Here is a 21159-nt window from a genome sequence, read left to right as displayed (position 1 = left end):
CGGGCGGGCAGCAAGCGCTAAGTAAACGTTTGCCTGGCGTTAATCAGCGCTGAGCCAGCGTGGCCACCATCACTGCTTTAATGGTGTGCATGCGGTTTTCCGCCTGATCGAATACCACGCTGTGCGCCGACTCAAATACCTCGTCGCTGACTTCCATTCCGGCTTCCAGTCCGTACTGCGCCGCCAGCTGCTGGCCCAGCGTGGTTTTGTCATCGTGAAAAGCGGGCAGGCAGTGCAGAAACTTCACCTGCGGATTACCGGTCAGCGCCAGCATCGCGCTGTTAACCTGATAGGGGCGCAGCAGAGCGATACGCTCTTCCCACACCGATTTCGCCTCGCCCATAGAGACCCAGACGTCAGTATAGATAAAGTCTGCACCCTGCACGCCTTCGGCGATATTCTCCGTCAGCGTAATTTTGCCGCCGGTTTGCGCCGCCGCTGCCCGGCACGTCTCTACCAGCCCGCTCTCCGGCCAGCACGCTTCAGGCGCTACCAGACGCAAATCGAGCCCCGTCAGCGCGGCGGCCTCCAGCATGCTGTTGCCCATGTTATTGCGCGCGTCGCCCACATACACCAGCGTCATGTCGCTCAGCGCTTTACCCGGCAGCTGCTCCTGCATCGTGAGCAGATCGGCCAGCAGCTGCGTAGGATGAAACTCATCGGTCAGACCGTTCCACACTGGTACACCGGCGTGTTCAGCCAAAGTTTCCACCAGCGCCTGACCATAGCCGCGATACTGAATACCGTCATAGAAGCGTCCCAGCACCCGGGCGGTGTCTTTCATCGACTCTTTATGCCCAATCTGACTGCCGCCCGGCCCGAGATAGGTCACGTTTGCACCCTGATCGTAAGCGGCAACTTCGAAAGAGCATCGGGTACGGGTCGAGTCTTTTTCGAAGATGAGCGCAATATTTTTGCCGGTAAGGTAGCGCGGTTCACTGCCGCTTTTTTTGGCCTGCTTTAATTCAGCGGCCAGCGACAGCAGGCTGGCGATCTCTGCCGGAGTAAAATCCAGCAACCGCAGGAAATGTTTCGAATATAACTGGCTCATGCTTTGCTCCGTAAGCTGCTTAATAATGAATTAAAATTCAATTTAATGGTATGAATATTCATTTTCAACCCCGGCGCAAATAAACTTTCTGTTTTGTGTAGTGGCGCGCGAGGCAGTATGGGAAAATAATTGCATTCACTGCCACCATTTTGAGGACTCACACATGGCATACGAAGCATTGCTGGAAGAACAGCGCGAAGAGACGCGTCTGATCATCGAAGAGCTGCTGGATGACGGAAGCGATCCGGACGCGCTCTACACCATTGAACATCATCTCTCCTGCAACAACTTCGACTCGCTGGAAAAAGCGGCAGTTGATGCGTTTAAGCTGGGCTATGAAGTCACCGAGCCGGAAGAGCTGGAGCTGGAAGATGGCACCACGGTAATGTGTGTGGATATCCTCAGCGAATCTGCCCTGAAACCTGAACTGATCGATGCGCAGGTTGAGCAGCTGGTGAACCTGGTGGGCAAATACAACGTCGATTATGACGGCTGGGGTACCTACTTCGAAGATCCCAACGCGGAAGATGACGAAGACGAAGATGAAGAGATGGACGACGACGGCGAGGATAACGGCGTCCGTCACTGATTGTACCGGGCGGCGCCTGTCGCCCGTTTCACTTACCTGCCTGTAAAGACCACTGATGAATTACGCCCCGCTATTAGCACCCATCCACCAGTTCCTGCACTGTCGCACGCCTGAGGCGTGGATCGCAGAGGCGCGCAAACCGGAAAATCTTACGCTGCTGCTGACCGATCACATGGTATGTGAGCTGAAAGCGGCACAGACCGCCGTATGGCTGATCCGTAAATATGTGGCAGATAAACCGAGCGGTGAGGCGATTCTGGCGTGGCTCGAACCTTATGAGGCGTTTGTCTTTGGCGAAGCGCACAGCAGCGACTTCATCAATGCGCATAAAAATCTGACCAAAAGCGTTATCGTGCGCAACGAACTGCCGTGGGCGGATGAGATGGTGGAGAAGATGGTGCTGCTGATCAAAGAGGAGCTGCACCACTTTTATCAGGTATGGGAGATCATGCAGGCGCGCGGTCTGATTTACCGCAAAATCACCGCCAGCCGCTATGCAAAAGGGCTGCTGCGGGAGGTCACCACCCATGAGCCCGATACGCTGGTGGATAAGCTGATTTGCGGCGCCTATATTGAAGCGCGCTCCTGCGAACGGTTTGCCAGCCTGGCACCGCATCTGGATGCGCAGCTGGAGAAGTTCTATATCTCGCTGCTGCGTTCAGAAGCGCGTCACTATCAGGACTACCTTGCGCTGGCAGCGCAGATCTCACCGCGCGATATTACACCGCGCGTGCAGGCGATCGGCGCAGCGGAAGCGCGCCTGATCGGCGAGCCGGATACGGAGCTGCGCTTTCACAGCGGCGTGCCCGCGTTCTGAGTGCGGGCTTCTACGCCAGCGTTTTAAGCATCCGCACTTCGCAATCGACGTGACCGGTACAGCCCATGGCGCGGTCAATGTGCGTAAATCCCAGCGCTTCATAAAGCGCAATCGCCCGCGTCAGGCTGGCGGTGGTCTCCAGATAGCAGCGGCGGAACCCCTGCGCCTGGGCAAACGCCAGCGCGCGCAGCGCCAGTTCACGCGCCAGGCCGAGCCCGCGCACCTGCGGCAGAAAATACATCTTCTGGAGTTCGCAGATATCGGGCGCGCTGCACGCCAGCGGCGCAATGCCGCCGCCGCCCACGACGCTGCCTTCCAGCTCCACAATCCAGTAGGCGCTCCCTGGGGTACTGTAGAGTTCAAACAGGCTATCAAGCTGGGGATCGGCGACGGTATAGCCTTTATCCGCGGTCAGGCCAAACTCGGCTGACACCGTGCGGATCACCTGTGCAATCGGCTGGTTGTCCGCGGCGCAGATCGGGCGGACCTGCAGATTCAGTGAGGTGAGGGTGCTCATGGCAGAATTCCGGTAATAAAAAAGCCGGGCAGAGCCCGGCTTCGGTTAACGAACAGGTCTTAAGCGCTTACAATGCCGCAATCACGCCCTGCTGTTCAATCAGTTTTGCTTTTGACTGCTCCATCTCCGCCACGCGCTCGCGCTCTTTCGCGACCACCGCTTCCGGAGCGCGCGACACAAAGCCTTCGTTCGCCAGCTTGGTCTGGATCTTCTCAATCTCAACATCCAGCTTCAGCAGCTCTTTTGCCAGACGCTCCAGCTCCGCCTCTTTGTTGACCAGATCGGCCATCGGGATCAGCAGCTCTGCGCCCTCGACGATCTTGGTCACAGAGACCGGGCCTTTGTCGCCCGCCGGCAGGATCGTCAGGCTCGCGAGACGCGCCAGGCGGGAGAGGAAGTTGCGGTTCTCTTCCACGCGACGCTGTGCGTCAGCGGAGCAGTCGCGCAGCAGCACATCCAGCGGCTTACTCGGCGCAATGTTCATCTCAGCACGGATATTACGTACCGCGACAATCGCCTGTTTCATCCACTCAATGTCTGCCTGCGCTGCGGCATCCTCATTCGCCGCGTCATACTGCGGGAACGGCTGCAGCATAATGGTGTCATGATCGATGTTTTTCAGCACTTTTACGCGCTGCCAGATAGTTTCCGTAATAAACGGAATAATCGGGTGTGCCAGACGCAGCAGGGCTTCCAGCACCGTTACCAGCGTGTTGCGCGTGCCGCGCAGCTCCGCTTCGCTGCCGCTGTTCATCACCGGCTTGGTCAGCTCCAGATACCAGTCGCAGAACTGATTCCAGGTGAAGTCATAGAGAATATTGGCCGCGATATCGAAGCGATAGCTGTCCAGCGCCTCACGGTACGCTTTCACCGTGCGGTTAAACTCGCTCAGGATCCAGCGATCCGCCAGCGACAGCTTCAGTTCGCCACCCTGCTGACCGCAATCCTGATCTTCGGTATTCATCAGCACAAAGCGGCTGGCGTTCCACAGCTTATTACAGAAGTTGCGATAGCCTTCAAGACGCTTCATATCCCAGTTGATATCGCGTCCGGTTGAGGCCAGCGCGGCCAGCGTAAAGCGCAGGGCGTCAGTGCCTGATGGCACGATGCCGTCCGGGAACTGCTTCTCGGTGCGCTTGCGGATTTTTTCCGCCAGCTGCGGCTGCATCATGTTGCCGGTACGTTTCTCCAGCAGCGCTTCCAGCGAAATCCCATCAACCATATCGAGCGGATCGATGACGTTGCCTTTCGACTTCGACATCTTCTGTCCCTCTTCATCGCGGATCAGACCGGTCATATAGACGGTCTTAAACGGCACCTGCGGCTTGCCGTTTTCATCTTTGATAAAGTGCATGGTCAGCATGATCATGCGCGCGATCCAGAAGAAGATAATGTCGAAGCCGCTCACCAGCACGCTGGTGGGGTGGAAGGTGCGCAGCGCTTCGGTGTTCTCTGGCCAGCCAAGAGTAGAGAAGGTCCACAGGCCGGAAGAGAACCAGGTATCCAGCACGTCATCATCCTGACGCAGCGCCACGTCTGCAGCCAGATTATTTTCCTGACGCACTTCTTCTTCGGTGCGGCCGACATAGACGTTGCCGTCGTTGTCATACCACGCCGGAATGCGATGCCCCCACCAGAGCTGGCGTGAAATACACCAGTCCTGAATATCGCGCATCCAGGAGAAGTACATATTTTCATACTGCTTCGGTACAAACTGGATGTCGCCGTTCTCTACCGCTTCTACCGCAACTTTCGCCAGCGGGGCAGTACGCACGTACCACTGATCGGTCAGCATCGGCTCAATCACCACGCCGCCGCGATCGCCGTACGGCACCGTCAGGTCGTGTGGCTTGATCTCATCCAGCAGGCCCGCTTCATCCACGGCAGCGACAATCGCTTTACGCGCGGCAAAGCGCTCCATACCCTGAAACGCCGCCGGGATTTCATCGGAGCAGGCGGTGCTCGCTTCACCGTTGGTGTCAAACACCTCGGCACGGCTGCGGATATCGCCGTCAAAGGTCAGAATGTTGATCATCGGCAGCTTGTGACGACGACCCACTTCATAGTCGTTGAAATCGTGCGCCGGGGTGATCTTCACGCAGCCGGTGCCTTTTTCCATATCGGCGTGCTCATCACCCACGATCGGAATGCGACGATCTACCAGCGGCAGGATCAGCTCTTTGCCGATCAGATCTTTATAGCGTGGATCTTCCGGATTGACGGCAACGCCGGTATCGCCCAGCAGGGTTTCCGGGCGGGTGGTAGCGACAACCAGATAATCTTTGCCGTCTGCCGTGGTCGCGCCATCCGCCAGCGGATAGCGGATATGCCACATCGAGCCTTTGCTTTCGCGGTTTTCTACTTCCAGATCGGAGATAGCGGTGCGCAGTTTAGGGTCCCAGTTTACCAGGCGTTTGCCACGGTAGATCAGGTTCTCTTTATAAAGGCGCACAAAAACTTCTTTCACCGCATTTGAGAGGCCGTCATCCATGGTGAAGCGCTCGCGCTCCCAGTCCACGGAGTTGCCGAGGCGGCGCATCTGGCGGGTAATAGTGCCGCCTGATTCCGCTTTCCACTCCCAGATTTTATCGATAAAGGCGTCACGACCATAATCCTGGCGCGTTTTCCCCTCTTCGGCGGCGATCTTACGCTCTACAACCATCTGCGTCGCAATACCGGCATGGTCAGTGCCCGCCTGCCACAGGGTATTTTTACCCTGCATGCGCTGGTAGCGGATCATGGTATCCATAATGGTCTGCTGGAAGGCGTGACCCATATGCAAGCTGCCGGTAACGTTCGGCGGCGGGATCATGATGCAAAAGCTTTCCTGGCTGGTGTCGCCATTCGGTTTAAAGTAGCCCTGCTGTTCCCAGTGCTCGTAGAGCGGCTGCTCGATATCTTGCGGGTTATATGTCTTGTCCATTTCTGCTATGTCGTTTGCGGCGGGGGTGGTGGCGCCGTTTTCAGTTGGAAACCAACGCTACGATAGGCTTTATAGCGATCGCGCGCCGGTTGTTTCAGGGATTCTTCATACGGTACGAAGTCTATCACTTCATGGAAAGCGGTGGCAAAATCTGCGAATGCCGGCAGCAGGCTGATCAGCAAATCGCGCGGCGCACTGCTGCGGCGCTGCGGCCAGGCAAGCTCTACCGGCGCACCGTAGCGCGGGCCTTCACCCGCCAGATTATGCGGCACAAAGGCGTTAGCCGGGCGCTGCCAGAGCGCCTCGTCCAGCCGGTTCGCCTGCGCTTCGCTTTCACAGGCGATCAGGATACGTTTGCCTTCACGCCAGCGGGTAGCAGCCAGATCGCACACCAGCGCTTCAATAGCGCTAAGGCCATCACTGGCGCTTTCTGACTCTAAAACATAGAAGGTGGCGTTTTTCATGGCGGGCTAAATTCCATCAGTAACAACAGAGAGCATTGTGCGTCAGCGCGCGGCGTGCGTCCAACATTAAGGCCGATATCAGCAGCAGGAATGTTGTTGATGGCGTCATCACGTCCCGTACGCGCGTCAACCCGGGCGCCATGAATGGCGCCCCTAAATGGGAAATGCCGCCACAGGGGGCGCATTTATGCGCCCCTGGTCAATAACCGCACCGTATTGAACGCCATCGCGTCCCGTACGCGCATCGACCCGGGCGCCATGAATGGCGTCATCACGTTCCGCACGCGCATCAAACCGGGCGCCATGAATGGCGCCCCTACGGGGGAAATGCCGCCACAGGACGCGCAATACCGATTAATCGTCGCCGTTCAGACCCGCACGGTTCAGCAGGAACTGAGAGAGCATCGGTACCGGACGACCGGTAGCGCCTTTGGCTTTACCGGAGCGCCATGCAGTGCCGGCGATATCGAGGTGCGCCCAGTTATATTTGCGTGCAAAACGCGCCAGGAAGCAGGCGGCCGTAATCGCACCGCCCGGACGTCCGCCGATATTCGCCATATCGGCAAAGTTCGACTCCAGCTGCTCCTGATACTCATCGGCCATCGGCAGCCGCCACGCGCGGTCGCCTGACTGTTCAGAAGCGCTGATCAGCTCATGCGCCAGCGGATTGTGATTCGAAAGCAGGCCGCTGACGTGATGACCCAGCGCAATCACGCAGGCACCGGTCAGGGTCGCCACGTCAATCACCACTTCAGGCTCAAAGCGTTCAACGTAGGTAAGGGCGTCGCACAGCACCAGACGACCTTCAGCATCGGTATTCAGCACTTCCACCGTCTGGCCTGACATCGTGGTCAGAACATCGCCCGGGCGCATTGCGCGGCCATCCGGCATATTTTCACAGCCCACCAGCACGCCCACGACGTTCAGCGGCAGATTGAGTTCTGCCACCATACGCATTACGCCATAGACCGAGGCCGCGCCGCACATATCATATTTCATCTCATCCATGCCTTCAGCAGGCTTGATAGAGATGCCGCCGGCGTCAAAGGTCAGCCCTTTACCCACCAGCACGATGGGACGCGCGTCCGGATCGCTGTTGCCTTTGTACTCAATGACCGACATCAGCGACTCATTGTGCGAACCGGCGCCGACCGCAAGATAGGCATTCATGCCCAGCTCTTTCATCTGCTGTTCGCCGATAACACGGGTCGTGACGTTTTTGCTGTAAGCGTCTGCCAGCTGGCGTGCCTGCGAAGCGAGATAGGCCGCATTACAGATATTTGGCGGCATGTTGCTGAGATCTTTTGCCGCTTTCACGCCGGCTGCTACGGCAAGGCCATGCTGAATAGCGCGCTCACCGCTGGTGAGTTCGCGACGCGTCGGGACGTTGAACACCAGCTTGCGCAGCGGACGACGCGGCTCAACTTTATTGCTTTTCAGCTGATCAAAGTTGTAGAGCGCCTCTTTCGAAGTTTCGATAGCCTGGCGCACTTTCCAGTAGGTGTTGCGGCCTTTAACATGCAGTTCGGTCAGGAAGCAGACCGCTTCCATGGAGCCGGTGTCATTCAGCGTGTTAATGGTCTTCTGGATCACCTGCTTATACTGACGCTCGTCCAGCTCGCGCTCTTTGCCGCAGCCAATCAGCAGAATACGTTCAGAGAGAATATTCGGCACATGGTGCAGCAGCAGCGTCTGGCCGACTTTGCCCTCCAGTTCGCCGCGGCGCAGCAGCGCACTGATATAGCCGTCGCTGATTTTATCCAGCTGTTCGGCAATGGGCGATAAACGGCGCGGCTCAAAAACGCCTACAACAATGCAGGCGCTCCGCTGTTTTTCCGGGCTGCCGCTTTTTACACTGAACTCCATGCACTCTCCTGAATCTTAAAGACAACGGCCGTAGCTGTCGTTAGAATGTAGCGCGTTCGTCACCCATTATTTGGCGCGACGCCATGACAATTTAACGCCGCTGGTCATAATGAGTGGGGTGACAATATGATGTTTTTTCACCACCCTGACGCATTAACAGACCATTTTAGCGACCAATACGGCCATTGATGAAGAAAAATGGCTGATAAGCGTTGAAACTAGCGATTTTCCTGCAAAAAGACAAGTTTTCACAGGCGTACTAAGCGTGATCATTATTAGATATCTGGTTCGGGAAACGCTCAAAAGCCAGCTGGCTATCCTGTTTATCCTGCTGCTAATCTTCTTTTGTCAGAAGTTAGTCAGGATCTTAGGGGCGGCGGTGGATGGCGAAATCCCCACAAATCTGGTTCTGACCTTGTTAGGACTCGGTGTGCCTGAAATGGCGCAACTTATTTTACCCTTAAGTCTGTTTCTGGCGATTTTAATGACGCTGGGCCGGCTATACACCGAAAGTGAAATTACGGTGATGCACGCCTGCGGCCTGGGTAAAGGGTTACTGGTTAAAGCGGCGATGATCCTGATGCTGATGACCTCGCTGGTGGCGGCGGTCAACGTGATCTGGCTCGGCCCCTGGTCATCGCGTTACCAGGATGAGGTTACGCAGAATGCCAAAGCGAACCCGGGCGCTGCTGCGCTGGCCGCAGGCCAGTTCCAGACCTCCAGCGACGGCAATACCGTGCTGTTTGTCGAGGATGTGAAAGGCAACACCTTCGGCAACGTGTTCCTCGCGCAGCTGCGGCCTAAAGGCAACGCGCGTCCGTCGGTGGTGCTGGCGGACAGCGGCCATATGGAGCAGCGCAAGGATGGCTCGCAGGTGGTGACGCTGGATAAAGGCACCCGCTTTGAAGGTACCGCGCTGCTGCGTGATTTCCGCATCACTGACTTTGTGAACTATCAGGCGGTAGTGGGCTATAAAGAAGCGACGCTCGATCCTAACGATGCCGATCAGGCCGATCTGCTTACGCTGATCAACACCAAAACGCCGCAGTTCCAGGCTGAGCTGCACTGGCGTCTGACGCTGGTTTTCTCGGTGCTGATTATGGCGCTGATGGTGGTGCCGCTTAGCGTGGTCAATCCACGTCAGGGCCGCGTATTGTCGATGCTGCCTGCGATGCTGCTCTATCTGATCTTCTTCCTGCTGCAGAGTTCGCTGCGTTCCAATGCGGCCAAAGGGCGCTTCGATCCGGCTATCTGGATGTGGACCGTTAACGTCGCGTATCTGGCACTGGCGGTGGCGCTTAACGCCTGGGATACCGTGCCGATGCGTCGTCTGCGGGCGCGTTTCAGCCGCGGAGGGTCGGTGTGATGTTTAAGGTTCTTGACCGCTATATCGGTAAAACCATTTTTAACACCATCATGATGACGCTGTTCATGCTGGTGTCGCTGTCGGGCATTATCAAGTTTGTCGATCAGCTGCGCAAAACCGGGCAGGGCGCGTATTCCGCGCTGGATGCGGGCTACTACACCCTGCTGAGCGTGCCGAAAGATATCGAGATCTTCTTCCCGATGGCGGCGCTGCTTGGCGCGCTGCTTGGCCTCGGCACGCTGGCTCAGCGCAGCGAGCTGGTGGTGATGCAGGCGTCCGGCTTTACCCGCCTGCAGGTGGCGCTGTCCGTCATGAAAACCGCGATCCCGCTGGTGCTGCTGACCATGGCCGTCGGCGAGTTTGTGGCGCCGCAGGGCGAGCAGATGGCGCGTAATTTCCGCGCGCAGCAGCTTTACGGCGGGTCGCTGGTCTCCACGCAGAACGGCCTCTGGGCGAAGGATGGCAACGACTTTATCTATATCGAACGCATCAAGGGCGATAACGAGATTGATGGGGTCAGTATCTATCGCTTTAACGACGCCCGCCGTCTGCAGAGCGTGCGCTACGCGGCTACCGCGACCTGGGATCAGGCGCGTAAGCGGTGGGAGCTGGCGCAGGTGGATGAGTCAGACCTCACCGATCCAAAGCAGATCACCGGTTCGCAGAGCCTGAACGGCGAGTGGAAAACCAACCTGACGCCAGACAAGCTGGGCGTGGTGGCGCTGGATCCGGACGCGCTCTCTATCAGCGGACTGTATAACTACAGTAAATATCTGAAGCAGAGCGGGCAGGAGTCGGGCCGTTATCAGCTCAATATGTGGGGTAAAATCTTCCAGCCGCTTTCGGTAGCGGTCATGATGCTGATGGCGCTCTCCTTTATCTTCGGACCGCTGCGCAGCGTATCGATGGGCGTGCGCGTGGTGACGGGTATCAGCTTCGGCTTCCTGTTCTACGTGCTGGATCAGATTTTTGGTCCGCTGAGCCTGGTCTATGGCCTGCCGCCAATATTAGGGGCAATCCTGCCCAGCGGCGCTTTCTTCGCTATCAGTCTCTATCTGTTGCTGAAACGACGTTAAGCGGGAGAGATCCAGGGGCGCATGAATGCGCCAGGGCCTCATTAATGAGGCCCCTGCACGATAACGTAGGGGCGCCATTTATGGCGCCCTCGGTTAATGATGGCGCCCTGGCTCAGCCTCGGCGGGTCAGGGCAGCGTCTGCAGAAGCGCGGGCAACTGGGACAGCAGATAGAGCAGCAGGCCGATGGTGCCGCCGACCAGCGTGCCGTTGATGCGGATAAACTGCAGATCGCGGCCAATATTCAGCTCAATCTGCTGTGACATATCGCGTGCGTCCCAGCTTTTTACCGTATCGCTGATATGACGCGTCAGAAAAGCAGCAAACTCCGGGGCCACGCTGCGCGCCGCATCCTCCAGATGCTGATTCATCGAACTGCGTAACGCCTCATCGGCCAGCAGGGTCCCTCCCAGCCACAGCGCCGCCAGCCGTACCCGCTCCTGTACGCGGGAATCGTCGCTGCTGAGATCGCGCTTCAGCCAGGCGCGCAGATCCTGCCACAGCTCACCGATATAGCGATTCAGCGACTCATCCTCTTTCAGCCACTGCTTCACTGACTCCGCGCGCGCTGCCATCTCCGGATCGCTTTTCAGCCGGTCAATCAGCCGCTGCACCGCGCGATTAAAGCCGAGACGCAGCTCATGCCCCTGATCGCGCGCCACTTCGTCGAGAATGGAGTCCACCGCGTTAGCGACCAGCGTGGCGCTGTGTTCACCCAGCCACTCGGTCGGCAGCACTTTAGCTTTAACCGGATGCTCACGCTTCAGCCAGCGCACAATCTGCAGGGCGATAAACTCACGCGTGCCGGGCTTATGCAGCAGCTGCAGCAGCTGTTCAATCGCCGCATCCAGCAGCGCCTGATGACGGTTATTTTTGGTCAGGCTGTCGAGGATCATCGCACTGGACTGCGTCAGATCGACCTTATCCAGCGCGCGATGCACGGCGCGCCGCATAAACTGCTGAATGCGGGCATCGTCAGTGAGATCGAGAAAACCGCGCATGACCTGCAGCAGATGACGCCCTACGCGATCGGCGTTGCCCGGCGCGTTCAGCCACTGCGCCAGCAGCTGTGCCGGATTGTTGCGGCGGATCAGCGCCAGCAGCGAATCGGTATCGAGAAACTTCTCCTGTACAAAGCGACCGAGGTTTTCGCCGATGCGATCTTTGTTACGCGGAATAATCGCCGTATGGCGCGCAATCAGCGGCAGCGGCACGCGGCGAAACAGCGCCACCACCGCAAACCAGTCGGCCAGTGCACCGACCATAGCCGCTTCCGCGATCGCTTTAACGCCCAGTACCCAGAAATTGGGTGGCAGAAACAGCGTAACGATAAAGGTTGCCGCTGCCGCCAGCAGCAGCGCCAGCGCCAGCTGTTTGCTGCGCTTCAGTTGTTGATATTTATCCATTATCCGATCTTAGCAGAGAGTCCTTAACGGCGGCGCCCGCCGAGCAGGCTGCCCAGCATGCCGCGCACGATCTGGCTGGTGACCTGGCGCGCTGCGCTGCGGGCCACGCTCTGAACCACGCCGTCGCGTTTACCGCCGCGCGGTCCGGTGGTGCCAAACAGAATATCTTTCAGACCGCCAAGAATGCCGCTGTCTACCTTCACGTCAGCGCCTTTAACGTCCGGCGCCGCTGACTGCTGCGGCGCGGTGGCGATCCCCTGCTGCAGGCGCTCAAATGCCGACTCGCGATCGACCTCCTCATCATATTTGCCATAAAGCGGCGAGTGGTTGATCAGGTCGTTGCGCTCATCCTGCGTCAGCGGCCCCATGCGTGAGCCGGGGGCGATCACCATAGCGCGTTCCACGATGGATGGACTGCCTTTCTCATCGAGGAAAGAGATCAGCGCCTCACCGGTGCCGAGCGCCTGAAGCGCCGCCACGGCATCAAACGCCGGGTTAGCGCGCAGGGTCTCAGCGGCACTTTTTACCGCTTTCTGATCGCGCGGCGTGAAGGCGCGCAGGGCGTGCTGCACGCGATTGCCAAGCTGGCCTAATACCTTGTCCGGAATATCTGACGGATTCTGCGTGACGAACCAGACGCCCACGCCTTTGGAGCGGATCAGGCGGATGACCTGCTCGATCTTTTCCAGCAGCACGGGCGGTGCATCACTGAACAGCAGATGCGCCTCATCAAAGAAGAAGACCATTTTCGGCTTATCCAGGTCGCCCGCTTCCGGCAGCTGCTCATAGAGTTCCGCCAGCAGCCACAGCAGGCTGGTGGCGTAGAGTTTAGGCATCTGATAGAGCCGTTCTGCTGCGAGAATATTGATATAGCCGCGGTCCTGCTCATCGCAGCACATCCAGTCGCGGATATCGAGCATCGGCTCACCAAAAAAATGCTCCGCTCCCTGCTGCTCCAGCGCCAGCAGGCCGCGCTGAATCGCACCCACTGATGCGCTGCTGATGTTGCCATACTGCGTCTGAAACGCTTTGGCGTTGTCGCCGATATACTGCGTCATTGCGCGCAGATCTTTGAAATCGAGCAGCAGCAGCCCCTGATCGTCTGCAATGCGGAAAATAATCTGCAATACGCCCGACTGCACCTCATTCAGCCCCAGCAGCCGCGCCAGCAGCAGGGGGCCCAGATCGGTAACGGTGGCACGTACCGGGTGGCCCTGCTGACCGAAGATATCCCACAGCATCACCGGGTTGTCATGCGGCTGCCAGTCGCTGACGCCAATCTGTGACAGCCGCGCCTGCAGCTTCTCAGAGGCGCTGCCGGGAGTGGCAATGCCGCTTAAATCCCCTTTGACGTCAGCCATAAATACCGGCACGCCGGCCTGTGAAAAGGATTCTGCCAGCTTCTGCAGCGTAACGGTTTTGCCGGTACCGGTGGCGCCAGCGATCAGCCCGTGGCGATTGGCCATCGCCGGGAGCAGCGACAGCCGGATATCGTGGGTTTGAGCAATCAGCAGTGGGGTGGTCATAATCTCTCGCTCTTCAGCAATGCGTTATGACACCAAGGATAGCAAGCGCAGCCTGCGGTAGCGCAACTGATTGCGCAGAAAAGGAGAAGCCCTCCGGTCGTGCCGGAGGGCAGAAGAGGCGTTACCCTTTACGGACCGTATCGAAGAAGAGCAGGCTGACGCCGATACCCTGCTGGACGTGGGTCACGTTTTGCCGGATCGCCACCTGCTGCGCACCCTGCAGCGTGACCACAAACGGTGAGTCCTGCTGTACGCGCTGCTGCAGTGCGGTATAAAGCGCCCGGCGTTTTACCACGTCGCTCTCACCTGCCGCCTCCCGCGTCTGCGCGCTGAGCTGCGGAATATCCCAGCCCACCCGCCACGCCAGCGTTTTAGCGCCGCCCGGTACGTTCCAGGCAAAGGCGCTGGCGTTGGTATTGGGATCAACATAATCCGCCCCCCAGTAGATAAAGATCGACTGGAAGTCGCGGCCGCGCATTTTACTCCACAGCGCCGACTCCGCTACCGGCTGCAGATCGATATCGATATCTGCTTTAGCAAAACTCGCCTGCAGCGCCTGCGCTACATCAATATAGGGAGGCTGGTTGATGACCGTCAGCGCAATGCGCGTGCCGGGCTGAATGCCGCCCTCCGCCAGAGTAGCTTTGGCTTTCGCGACGTCATAGTGAAACGGTGTCTCCTCCAGTGCGCCGTCAAATCCCTGCGGCAGGAAACTCTGATGGATGCGGTATTGTCCTTTCAGCAGCTGCTGTGAGATAGCCTGATAATCCACCAGCCAGCGCGCGGCGCGCCACAGCGCCGGGTTAGCCAGCGCCGGCTGCGCGGCGTTGTGGGCATTGAACGCCAGGTAGTAAATCAGGCTGGAAGGAAAGGCTTCAATACGCAGGTGCTTATCCTGTTTCAACGCGTCAATCTGATCGGGGCCGAGCTGATAGGCGACATCGACATCGCCCTGCTGGATCAGCAGGCGGCGTGCGCCGGCATCCGTTACCCCTTTGAGCAGCACGCGCCGCAGCTGCGGTGCCGGTCTGGCCTGCGGGCTGGCGCCAAGCACCACCGCCTGCTGCGGCACATACTGCTGCAGCGTAAAAGCGCCGCTGCCGGCGGAGTGGGTGTGCAGCCAGCCGTTGCCGCTGTCACCGTTGACCGCATGCTGCTGTACCGTTTTGCTGTCAACAATCGACGCCACCGGCGCGGTGAGCAGGCGCAGCGCCAGATCCTGTCCAATTGCGGCCGGCCAGCGGATCTCCAGCTGTGTATCGCTCAGCACCTGAAACTGGCTGGCAATGTTGGCAGGGGTCCAGCCAAACTCCGCCAGAATAAACGCCGGCGCTTTGTTGAGCTCTACCGCGCGCGTCAGAGAGAACACCACATCCTGCGCTGTCACCGCGTTACCGCTGGCAAAGCGCGCGCCGGGCCGCAGGGTAAACCGCAGGCTGTGCGGCGTACTGCCGGGCTGCCATTCGCTGGCCAGCAGCGGCGCAAGCTGCTGCGGCGCGTTGCGGTCCGGCTCGGTCAGGGTCTGGTAGAGATTGCGTTGCACGCTGTTGCTGACCGTCTCAAAACTCTCCGCCGGGTCAAAGCTGATGATGCCATCCAGCGGTACCGCCACTACCAGCGTATCCTCTGGCGTGGCGGCATGCAGGGTAAAGGCAGTACTCCAGACCGCTGCCAGTAAAATCAGTAAGCGCATTATTATTATCCTCAGAGGAAGAGACGCTGAATTTAACGCGCGGCGGGCAGAGTCAAAATGCCGGTTTGTTCTGAGCTTTGTCAGAATATAAGGTTAATACCGGGTATTAATTGTTTTGCCGCTTTTTTACGCATTAAATGGGCAAATAAAACGCAGGGAGATGAAAAGCTGGCTGAGGCTTAATGAAGCTGAATATTTACGCTGATCGTTACTGCAGCGTAAGCGTGATTTATTTTCAACAGTTGCGCCGGGCGATTATTTCTTTAATGCAGCGCTTTTAGCGTTATATCCAGATAAAGCACTTAAAACCCCTTCTTTTAGCAGGTTTAAACCACAATTTCAGGTAATTAGTGGCACTGCTGCACACGTATAACACGGCAAAAAAATAACCATCCTTCACTTAAACACATTTTAAATTTAATTTTTACATCCTGAAATATTTGTATCCATAAGATTGCCCGCTTGTTTGCCGATTTATAACGTCATTAACAAAAATATAAATTATCTTTCTTAGCTAGTGAGAATTGTCGCGCCATGCTGTTAGAAAAACCCACCACCAGACGTAAATTTTTACTCGGGGCGCTGCTGGCTTTGCCGGTCAGCGACCTTTTATTAAAAGGCGTTACCGCCGCGCAGGCGGCAGAAATGGCTGCGCCGGAACTCGCCGATTATAAACCGATCTTTTTCAGCGCCAGTGAATGGCAGTTTATCCTGGCGGCAACCGACCGTCTGATCCCGGCTGGCGGCAGCGGCAAGGCGCCCGGCGCGCTGGAAACCAACGTACCGATATTTATCGACCAGCAGCTGCACACGCCGGAGTTCGGTGCAGAAATCTATCTGCAGGGGCCGTTTGATGTACACGCCCCGGCGACCATGGGCTATCAGATCCCGTTTACGCCGCAGCAGATGTACCGCACCGCCATCAAGCTGGTGGAGCAGTGGACGCAGACGACCTATCAGAAAGCCTTCCACGAGCTGAGCACGGAAGAGAAAGATGCCGTGCTGACCCGTATCAACAAGAATGATGGCCTCGATTTTGCGGCGCTGGGCGAGCCGTCGCTGAAAGCCTCACAGTTCTTCAGCCAGCTACTGGCTGATACCAAACATGGTTATCTTGCCGACCCGATGTATGGCGGTAATAAAGGCATGAAGGCGTGGATCGCTATCGGCTTCCCGGGTGCCCGCGCCAGCTTTACCGAATGGGTGAAGCAGCACAACGTGCCGTATCCGCTCGGACCGGTCAGCCTGCTGGGCCAGCGCGCCTGAATTTCCCTATTTGGTATATGAGACAGAACTAACATGGCACAGATTACAAAAAAAGAAGTCGATGTCGTTGTGTGCGGCCTCGGCTGGGCCGGCTCGCTGATGAGTATCGAGCTGGCGCTGGCCGGACTTGAGGTGCGCGCGCTGGAGCGCGGCGGCGAGCGCGACTATCCCGACTTCGCCTACCCGAAGCCGGCTGATGAATACGCCTATAACGTACGTAATAAAGTCTTCGCCACACCAAAAGAGGTGGCGGTGACGGTGCGTTACAATATGGACCAGACCGCGCTGCCTACCCGCAAATGGGGTGCCTTCGCACCTGGCACCGGCGTGGGCGGAGCAGGCATGCACTGGACGGCAGTACTGATCCGTCCGACCCCGACCGATATCAAACTGAAAACCTATGTTGATCAGGCGTATAAGCCAGGCATTCTGCAGGATGATATGCGCGTGATGGACTTCCCGTTCAGCTGGGAAGAGATTGAGCCTTACTTCTATAAATTTGAGCTGATCTGCGGGCAGTCCGGCACCACCGGCAACCTGCGTGGTCAGATCCTCGAAGGCGGCGATCCGTTTGAAGGGCCGCGCTCAGAGCCTTACCCGCTGCCGGCGCTGGACGACACGCTCAACAACGTGATGTTTAAAGAGGCGGCGAAGAAGCTCGGCTATCATCCGTTCCCGAACCCTTCAGCCTGCGTGTCGCGCGCGTGGAAAAACCCCTACGGCAACCAGATTGCACCGTGCAACTACTGCGGCTACTGCTCAAAATATCCGTGCCTGAACTACTCCAAAGCGTCACCGCAGACGGCGGTGATGGATGCGCTGAAGCGACTGCCGAACTTCTCCTACGAAGTGAACGCTGAAGTGGCTAAAGTCGTGCTGCACGATGATGGCAAAACCGCAAAAGGCGTGATCTACTACGATGCCGACGGCAACGAGGTGTTCCAGCCAGCCAAAATTGTGGTGCTCTCCAGCTTCCAGCTCTACAACGTGCGTCTGATGCTGCTCTCCGGCATCGGCAAGCCGTATAACCCGATCACTGAAGAGGGTGTGGTAGGGCGCAACTATGCGTTTCTCTCCAACGGCGGCGCCACGCTGTTCTTTAAAGATAAGAACTTTAACTCTTACGCCACCGCCGGCGCGACCGGCCAGATGTTCAATGACATCTCGCCAGGCAACTTCGACGGCCCGGGCCTCGGCTTCCTCGGCGGTGCCAAGATCCACAGCTCGCAGGCAACCGGTACGCCGATGGCTGCTGCGCTGCCGAAAGGCACGCCTGCCTGGGGCATGGGATACAAAGAGGGGCTGGAGCAGTGGTACAACCATTCGATGAAGATCAGCATCACCACCACCTGCCAGTCCTATCGCGATATCTATCTCGATCTCGATCCGCACTACACCGATCATCGCGGCAACCCGCTGCTGCGTATGACCTTTAACTGGAAAGAGAACGAGCTGAAGCTGCAGCAGCATCTGAAGGGCATCGTGGGCGATATTGCCAAAGAGCTGAACCCGGACAGCATGAGTATGAGCTTCCTGCCGATGGGCGCCGATTTTGATATCACCAAATATGTCTCAACCCACAACGTGGGCGGCGCGGTGATGGGCGATAACCCGAAAACCTCAGCGCTGAACAAATACCTGCAGAGCTGGGACGTGCATAACGTCTTTGTGCCGGGCGGCAACGCCTTCCCGCAAAACTTCCAGGCGAACCCGACCGATACCATCGGCGCGATCACCCTGATGGCGGCGCAGGCGATCAAAGAGCAGTATCTGAAGAACCCCGGCCCACTGGTACAGGCATAAGCAGATGAAAAAACTAACATTACTGGCAGCGCTGGCGCTGAGCGGCGTGGCGCTGCAGGCGCAGGCGGAAGATGAAGCGGCCCTGATTAAGCAGGGCGAGTATCTGTCGCGGCTGGGCGACTGCATGGCGTGCCACAGCGTCGCGGGCAAAGCAGCCTACGCGGGCGGGCTGGCGATTGAGTCGAACCTGGGCACGATCTACTCCACTAACATCACGCCGGACAAAGCGCACGGTATCGGTAACTACAGCGAACAGCAGTTCTCTGACGCGGTACGTAAAGGGGTGCTGCCGGATGGTTCACGCCTCTATCCGGCCATGCCGTATCCGGACTATGCGAAGATCAGCGATGCTGATATGCACGCGCTCTGGGTCTACTTTATGAAGGGCGTAAAGCCGAGCAGCGAGCAGCCGCAGGAGACGAAGCTGAGCTTCCCGTTCAGCCAGCGCTGGGGGATGCGCTTCTGGAACCGGGCGTTTACCTCCGACAAGCCGTTTCAGCCGATTGGCGGCGCCTCTGCTGAAGTGAATCGCGGTGCCTATATCGTCGAGAGTCTTGGCCACTGCGGCAGCTGCCATACGCCGCGCGGTCTCGGCATGAATGAGAAATCGCTCGACAGCAGCGACAAAACCTTCCTCGCCGGCGGCAGCCTGAATAACTGGGATGTGCCGTCGCTGCGCGGTATGCCGCACTGGAGCGAGCAGGAGGTGATCGATTACCTGCAGACCGGGCGTAACGATAAAGCTGCCGTGGGCGGTGAGATGAAGTCGGTGATTGAGCACTCCAGCTCCCATATGACCGACGCCGATCTGAAAGCGATTGCTGCTTATCTGAAGTTCCTTGGCGGCAATCCGCCGCTGCAGGCCTACAACGTGCAGGCGCAGCAGCAGACTGAAGCGAAGCTGACGGCCGCGAAGAACCTGAGCGAAGGCGAGCGTCTCTATCTCGACAACTGCGGCGCCTGCCACTTCGTAACCGGTAAAGGTGCGCCGGGGATCTTCCCCGAGCTGGATCAGGCAACGATCGTGAACGCAGGCGATCCGACGGGGCTGATCCACACGATCCTCGTTGGCGCGCAGCAGCCTTCAACGGCTAAAGCGCCGTCGACGCTGGCGATGCCGGGCTTCGGCCAGCGCCTGAGCGACGAAGAGGTCGCACAGCTCGCCACCTTCGTTCGCCAGGGCTGGAGCAACCGCGCCCCGGCCGTGACCAAAGAGCAGGTCGCCGACGTCCGCAAAACCCTGCATTAATCGTCACCCGGATTCAACCAGGGGCGCATAAATGCGCCCCCTACGGGGCCCGCACCAAACTCAATGAAACGTGCGCACCACTTCCAGCACGCCGTTGATCACGAACTGCACGCCCATACAGACCAGCAGAAAACCCATCAGGCGCGAAATCGCTTCAATGCCGCCTTTACCCACCAGCTTCATAATCGCGCCGGAGCTGCGCAGGGAAATCCATAAAATCAGGGCTACCACCAGAAAGGTCAGCACCGGAGCGACCATCACCACCCAGGCGGGGAAATCGACGCCGGCTTTCACCGTTGAGGCTGAACTGATGATCATCGCAATGGTACCCGGACCGGCGGTGCTCGGCATCGCCAGCGGTACAAAGGCGATATTGACCGTCTCGCGCGGATCGTCGCTGGCATCCTGCTCATCTTTTTTATGGCGCGCCTCTACCGAATGGCCGACCGGCTTTGCCGGAAACAGCATGCGAAAGCCGATAAAGGCGACAATCAGCCCGCCCGCCATGCGCAGGCCGGGAATCGAGATGCCAAAGGTGTGCAGCACCGCGTTGCCGGCGTACCAGGCGACCATCATGATCAGAAACACATAAACCGACGCCTGCAGCGCCTGACGGTTACGCTCCTGAAAATTCATCTCGCCCGCCAGCCCTAAAAACAGCGCCACGGTCGTCAGAGGGTTGGCCAGCGGCAGGATCACCACCAGCCCGAGGCCTATCGCTTTGAAGAGTTCCAGCATCATGCATCTCCGCAGGGCAGGGCCGCGTGCGCGGCCCTGTGACAGGATGTATTACTCAGTGCTTCGGCGTGTCGAGCGCTTCGATCATCTCGGGAAAAAAATCTTCCAGCAGCTCGGGCGTCATCAGTTCGGGGTAGTTAATGAGGTGTTCACGGATGCGCTCATTGACCTCCGGCAGCAGGCGCTGCGCGGCATCATCAGCGCTGATTTTTTTCTGCTTCATCAGGCGCAGCACGTTATCCGGCAGGCTATCTTCATCCTCCACCTCATCCACGCCTTCCAGCGCGTCGAGCTCATCCAGCAGATCCATCAGCGCTTCGATCTGCGGCGTGCGCGACTCATACTCCGCCGGGCGTTCGCTCTCCAGATAGCGCAGCAGGGCGCGCACCGGCGATCCATCCGGCGTCGCCGGCGGCTCGCTGGCGAACCAGTTCAGCAGGTCATGCTGGCTCACCTGATGGACGTGATAGCCGTTATCGGTCAGCTCATCGGCGAGGATATCAGCGGTGTCGTGCTCAATCAGGCAGATATGGGTGCGCTTTGGCGTGTACTGTTCCAGCCACTGATAGATCTCTTCAATGACGCTGTCGTCATACTGAAAAGTCTGGTTGAGGTAGCTGTCATCCTGCTCATGTACGCAGAGCCGAATCAGATCGGGATCGAAGTAAATCGCTATGTTGATGCCTTTCATGCGCGCTGTCCTGTTTGCTGCAAAATCTCACTATAGCGTCAGGGCGCACAGAAAAACATGGGGAGGCCAGCAGCGCGCGCATCTGGCCATAAAAAATCTCATTCATCAGCACGATAAGGC

Annotated in this window: 17 protein-coding genes; 7 read left to right on the top strand and 10 right to left on the bottom strand. The window is 58.0% G+C overall.

Going from position 1 to position 21159, the window contains the following annotated elements:
- Positions 1-43: 43 nt before the first annotated feature.
- Entirely contained in the window at positions 44-1051 is a 1008-nt protein-coding gene (argF, locus tag B4M48_RS02455; RefSeq protein WP_071669132.1) for an ornithine carbamoyltransferase, read from the bottom strand.
- A 163-nt stretch (positions 1052-1214) separates the two neighbouring features.
- On the opposite strand from argF, the gene rraB reads away from it, so the two are divergent.
- Together rraB and miaE are read left to right on the top strand one after the other, a co-directional pair.
- On the top strand, positions 1215-1640 hold the full coding sequence (gene rraB, locus B4M48_RS02450; protein WP_039382316.1) for a ribonuclease E inhibitor RraB: 426 nt from the start codon (positions 1215-1217) through the stop codon (positions 1638-1640).
- Positions 1641-1695: 55 nt separating this feature from the next.
- On the top strand, positions 1696-2457 hold the full coding sequence (gene miaE, locus B4M48_RS02445; RefSeq protein ID WP_039382319.1) for a tRNA isopentenyl-2-thiomethyl-A-37 hydroxylase MiaE: 762 nt from the start codon (positions 1696-1698) through the stop codon (positions 2455-2457).
- Between the two features lie 10 nt (positions 2458-2467).
- Here the strand turns inward: miaE and B4M48_RS02440 are convergent, their stop codons facing one another.
- From B4M48_RS02440 to pepA, 4 genes are all read right to left on the bottom strand, one after another.
- Complete coding sequence (locus B4M48_RS02440; RefSeq protein ID WP_039382322.1) at positions 2468-2974, bottom strand: GNAT family N-acetyltransferase; 507 nt, start codon at positions 2972-2974, stop codon at positions 2468-2470.
- Between the two features lie 67 nt (positions 2975-3041).
- Positions 3042-5897, bottom strand: a complete 2856-nt coding sequence (locus B4M48_RS02435; RefSeq protein WP_039382324.1) for a valine--tRNA ligase — start codon at positions 5895-5897, stop codon at positions 3042-3044.
- Positions 5898-5902: 5 nt separating this feature from the next.
- Entirely contained in the window at positions 5903-6361 is a 459-nt protein-coding gene (locus B4M48_RS02430; protein WP_039382327.1) for a DNA polymerase III subunit chi, read from the bottom strand.
- Positions 6362-6715: 354 nt separating this feature from the next.
- Positions 6716-8227, bottom strand: a complete 1512-nt coding sequence (pepA, locus tag B4M48_RS02425; protein ID WP_039382329.1) for a leucyl aminopeptidase — start codon at positions 8225-8227, stop codon at positions 6716-6718.
- Between the two features lie 265 nt (positions 8228-8492).
- Here pepA and lptF point away from each other — a divergent pair, with 265 nt between their 5' ends.
- Both lptF and lptG read left to right on the top strand, forming a co-directional pair.
- A complete protein-coding gene (gene lptF, locus B4M48_RS02420; RefSeq protein WP_071669130.1) occupies positions 8493-9593 on the top strand; it encodes an LPS export ABC transporter permease LptF in 1101 nt (366 codons plus the stop codon).
- Positions 9593-10669, top strand: coding sequence for an LPS export ABC transporter permease LptG (gene lptG / locus B4M48_RS02415; protein WP_039382335.1), 1077 nt, complete (start codon positions 9593-9595; stop codon positions 10667-10669). Before lptF ends, lptG begins: the two co-directional genes overlap by 1 nt.
- A gap of 126 nt (positions 10670-10795) precedes the next feature.
- On the opposite strand, the gene B4M48_RS02410 is transcribed toward lptG, so the two are convergent.
- From B4M48_RS02410 to B4M48_RS02400, 3 genes are all read right to left on the bottom strand, one after another.
- Complete coding sequence (locus B4M48_RS02410; protein WP_288655868.1) at positions 10796-12073, bottom strand: DUF445 domain-containing protein; 1278 nt, start codon at positions 12071-12073, stop codon at positions 10796-10798.
- A gap of 23 nt (positions 12074-12096) precedes the next feature.
- A complete protein-coding gene (locus tag B4M48_RS02405) occupies positions 12097-13599 on the bottom strand; it encodes a helicase HerA-like C-terminal domain-containing protein (RefSeq protein WP_288655867.1) in 1503 nt (500 codons plus the stop codon).
- Positions 13600-13720: 121 nt separating this feature from the next.
- Positions 13721-15292, bottom strand: a complete 1572-nt coding sequence (locus tag B4M48_RS02400) for an ABC transporter substrate-binding protein (protein WP_288655864.1) — start codon at positions 15290-15292, stop codon at positions 13721-13723.
- Positions 15293-15826: 534 nt separating this feature from the next.
- On the opposite strand from B4M48_RS02400, the gene B4M48_RS02395 reads away from it, so the two are divergent.
- Genes B4M48_RS02395 through B4M48_RS02385 form a run of 3 tightly spaced genes read left to right on the top strand, consistent with a single transcriptional unit; the run spans position 15827 to position 19610 of the window.
- On the top strand, positions 15827-16558 hold the full coding sequence (locus B4M48_RS02395; RefSeq protein WP_071669127.1) for a gluconate 2-dehydrogenase subunit 3 family protein: 732 nt from the start codon (positions 15827-15829) through the stop codon (positions 16556-16558).
- Between the two features lie 33 nt (positions 16559-16591).
- Positions 16592-18361 (top strand): GMC family oxidoreductase, encoded by a 1770-nt coding sequence (locus B4M48_RS02390; protein WP_071669126.1) that lies wholly within the window; start codon positions 16592-16594, stop codon positions 18359-18361.
- Positions 18362-18365: 4 nt separating this feature from the next.
- Complete coding sequence (locus tag B4M48_RS02385; protein WP_071669125.1) at positions 18366-19610, top strand: c-type cytochrome; 1245 nt, start codon at positions 18366-18368, stop codon at positions 19608-19610.
- Between the two features lie 60 nt (positions 19611-19670).
- On the opposite strand, the gene B4M48_RS02380 is transcribed toward B4M48_RS02385, so the two are convergent.
- Both B4M48_RS02380 and B4M48_RS02375 read right to left on the bottom strand, forming a co-directional pair.
- Positions 19671-20348 carry a MarC family NAAT transporter gene (locus B4M48_RS02380; RefSeq protein WP_065650243.1) on the bottom strand — a complete coding sequence of 226 codons (678 nt, stop codon included), beginning with the start codon at positions 20346-20348 and terminating at the stop codon, positions 19671-19673.
- A gap of 55 nt (positions 20349-20403) precedes the next feature.
- Entirely contained in the window at positions 20404-21039 is a 636-nt protein-coding gene (locus B4M48_RS02375; RefSeq protein WP_286876967.1) for a hypothetical protein, read from the bottom strand.
- Positions 21040-21159: the final 120 nt, after the last annotated feature.

This window comes from Pantoea sp. UBA6567, assembly GCF_002434165.1.
GTDB classification, from domain to species: domain Bacteria; phylum Pseudomonadota; class Gammaproteobacteria; order Enterobacterales; family Enterobacteriaceae; genus Pantoea; species Pantoea eucrina.
This window is presented reverse-complemented; position numbering and strand designations above follow the sequence as displayed.

Coding starts and splice junctions, on each gene's coding strand:
- argF (WP_071669132.1), bottom strand. CDS start 1,051: ATGAGCCAGTTATATTCGAAACATTTCCTGCGGTTGCTGGATTTTACT.
- rraB (WP_039382316.1), top strand. CDS start 1,215: ATGGCATACGAAGCATTGCTGGAAGAACAGCGCGAAGAGACGCGTCTG.
- miaE (WP_039382319.1), top strand. CDS start 1,696: ATGAATTACGCCCCGCTATTAGCACCCATCCACCAGTTCCTGCACTGT.
- B4M48_RS02440 (WP_039382322.1), bottom strand. CDS start 2,974: ATGAGCACCCTCACCTCACTGAATCTGCAGGTCCGCCCGATCTGCGCC.
- B4M48_RS02435 (WP_039382324.1), bottom strand. CDS start 5,897: ATGGACAAGACATATAACCCGCAAGATATCGAGCAGCCGCTCTACGAG.
- B4M48_RS02430 (WP_039382327.1), bottom strand. CDS start 6,361: ATGAAAAACGCCACCTTCTATGTTTTAGAGTCAGAAAGCGCCAGTGAT.
- pepA (WP_039382329.1), bottom strand. CDS start 8,227: ATGGAGTTCAGTGTAAAAAGCGGCAGCCCGGAAAAACAGCGGAGCGCC.
- lptG (WP_039382335.1), top strand. CDS start 9,593: ATGTTTAAGGTTCTTGACCGCTATATCGGTAAAACCATTTTTAACACC.
- B4M48_RS02410 (WP_288655868.1), bottom strand. CDS start 12,073: ATGGATAAATATCAACAACTGAAGCGCAGCAAACAGCTGGCGCTGGCG.
- B4M48_RS02405 (WP_288655867.1), bottom strand. CDS start 13,599: ATGACCACCCCACTGCTGATTGCTCAAACCCACGATATCCGGCTGTCG.
- B4M48_RS02400 (WP_288655864.1), bottom strand. CDS start 15,292: ATGCGCTTACTGATTTTACTGGCAGCGGTCTGGAGTACTGCCTTTACC.
- B4M48_RS02395 (WP_071669127.1), top strand. CDS start 15,827: ATGCTGTTAGAAAAACCCACCACCAGACGTAAATTTTTACTCGGGGCG.
- B4M48_RS02390 (WP_071669126.1), top strand. CDS start 16,592: ATGGCACAGATTACAAAAAAAGAAGTCGATGTCGTTGTGTGCGGCCTC.
- B4M48_RS02385 (WP_071669125.1), top strand. CDS start 18,366: ATGAAAAAACTAACATTACTGGCAGCGCTGGCGCTGAGCGGCGTGGCG.
- B4M48_RS02380 (WP_065650243.1), bottom strand. CDS start 20,348: ATGCTGGAACTCTTCAAAGCGATAGGCCTCGGGCTGGTGGTGATCCTG.
- B4M48_RS02375 (WP_286876967.1), bottom strand. CDS start 21,039: ATGAAAGGCATCAACATAGCGATTTACTTCGATCCCGATCTGATTCGG.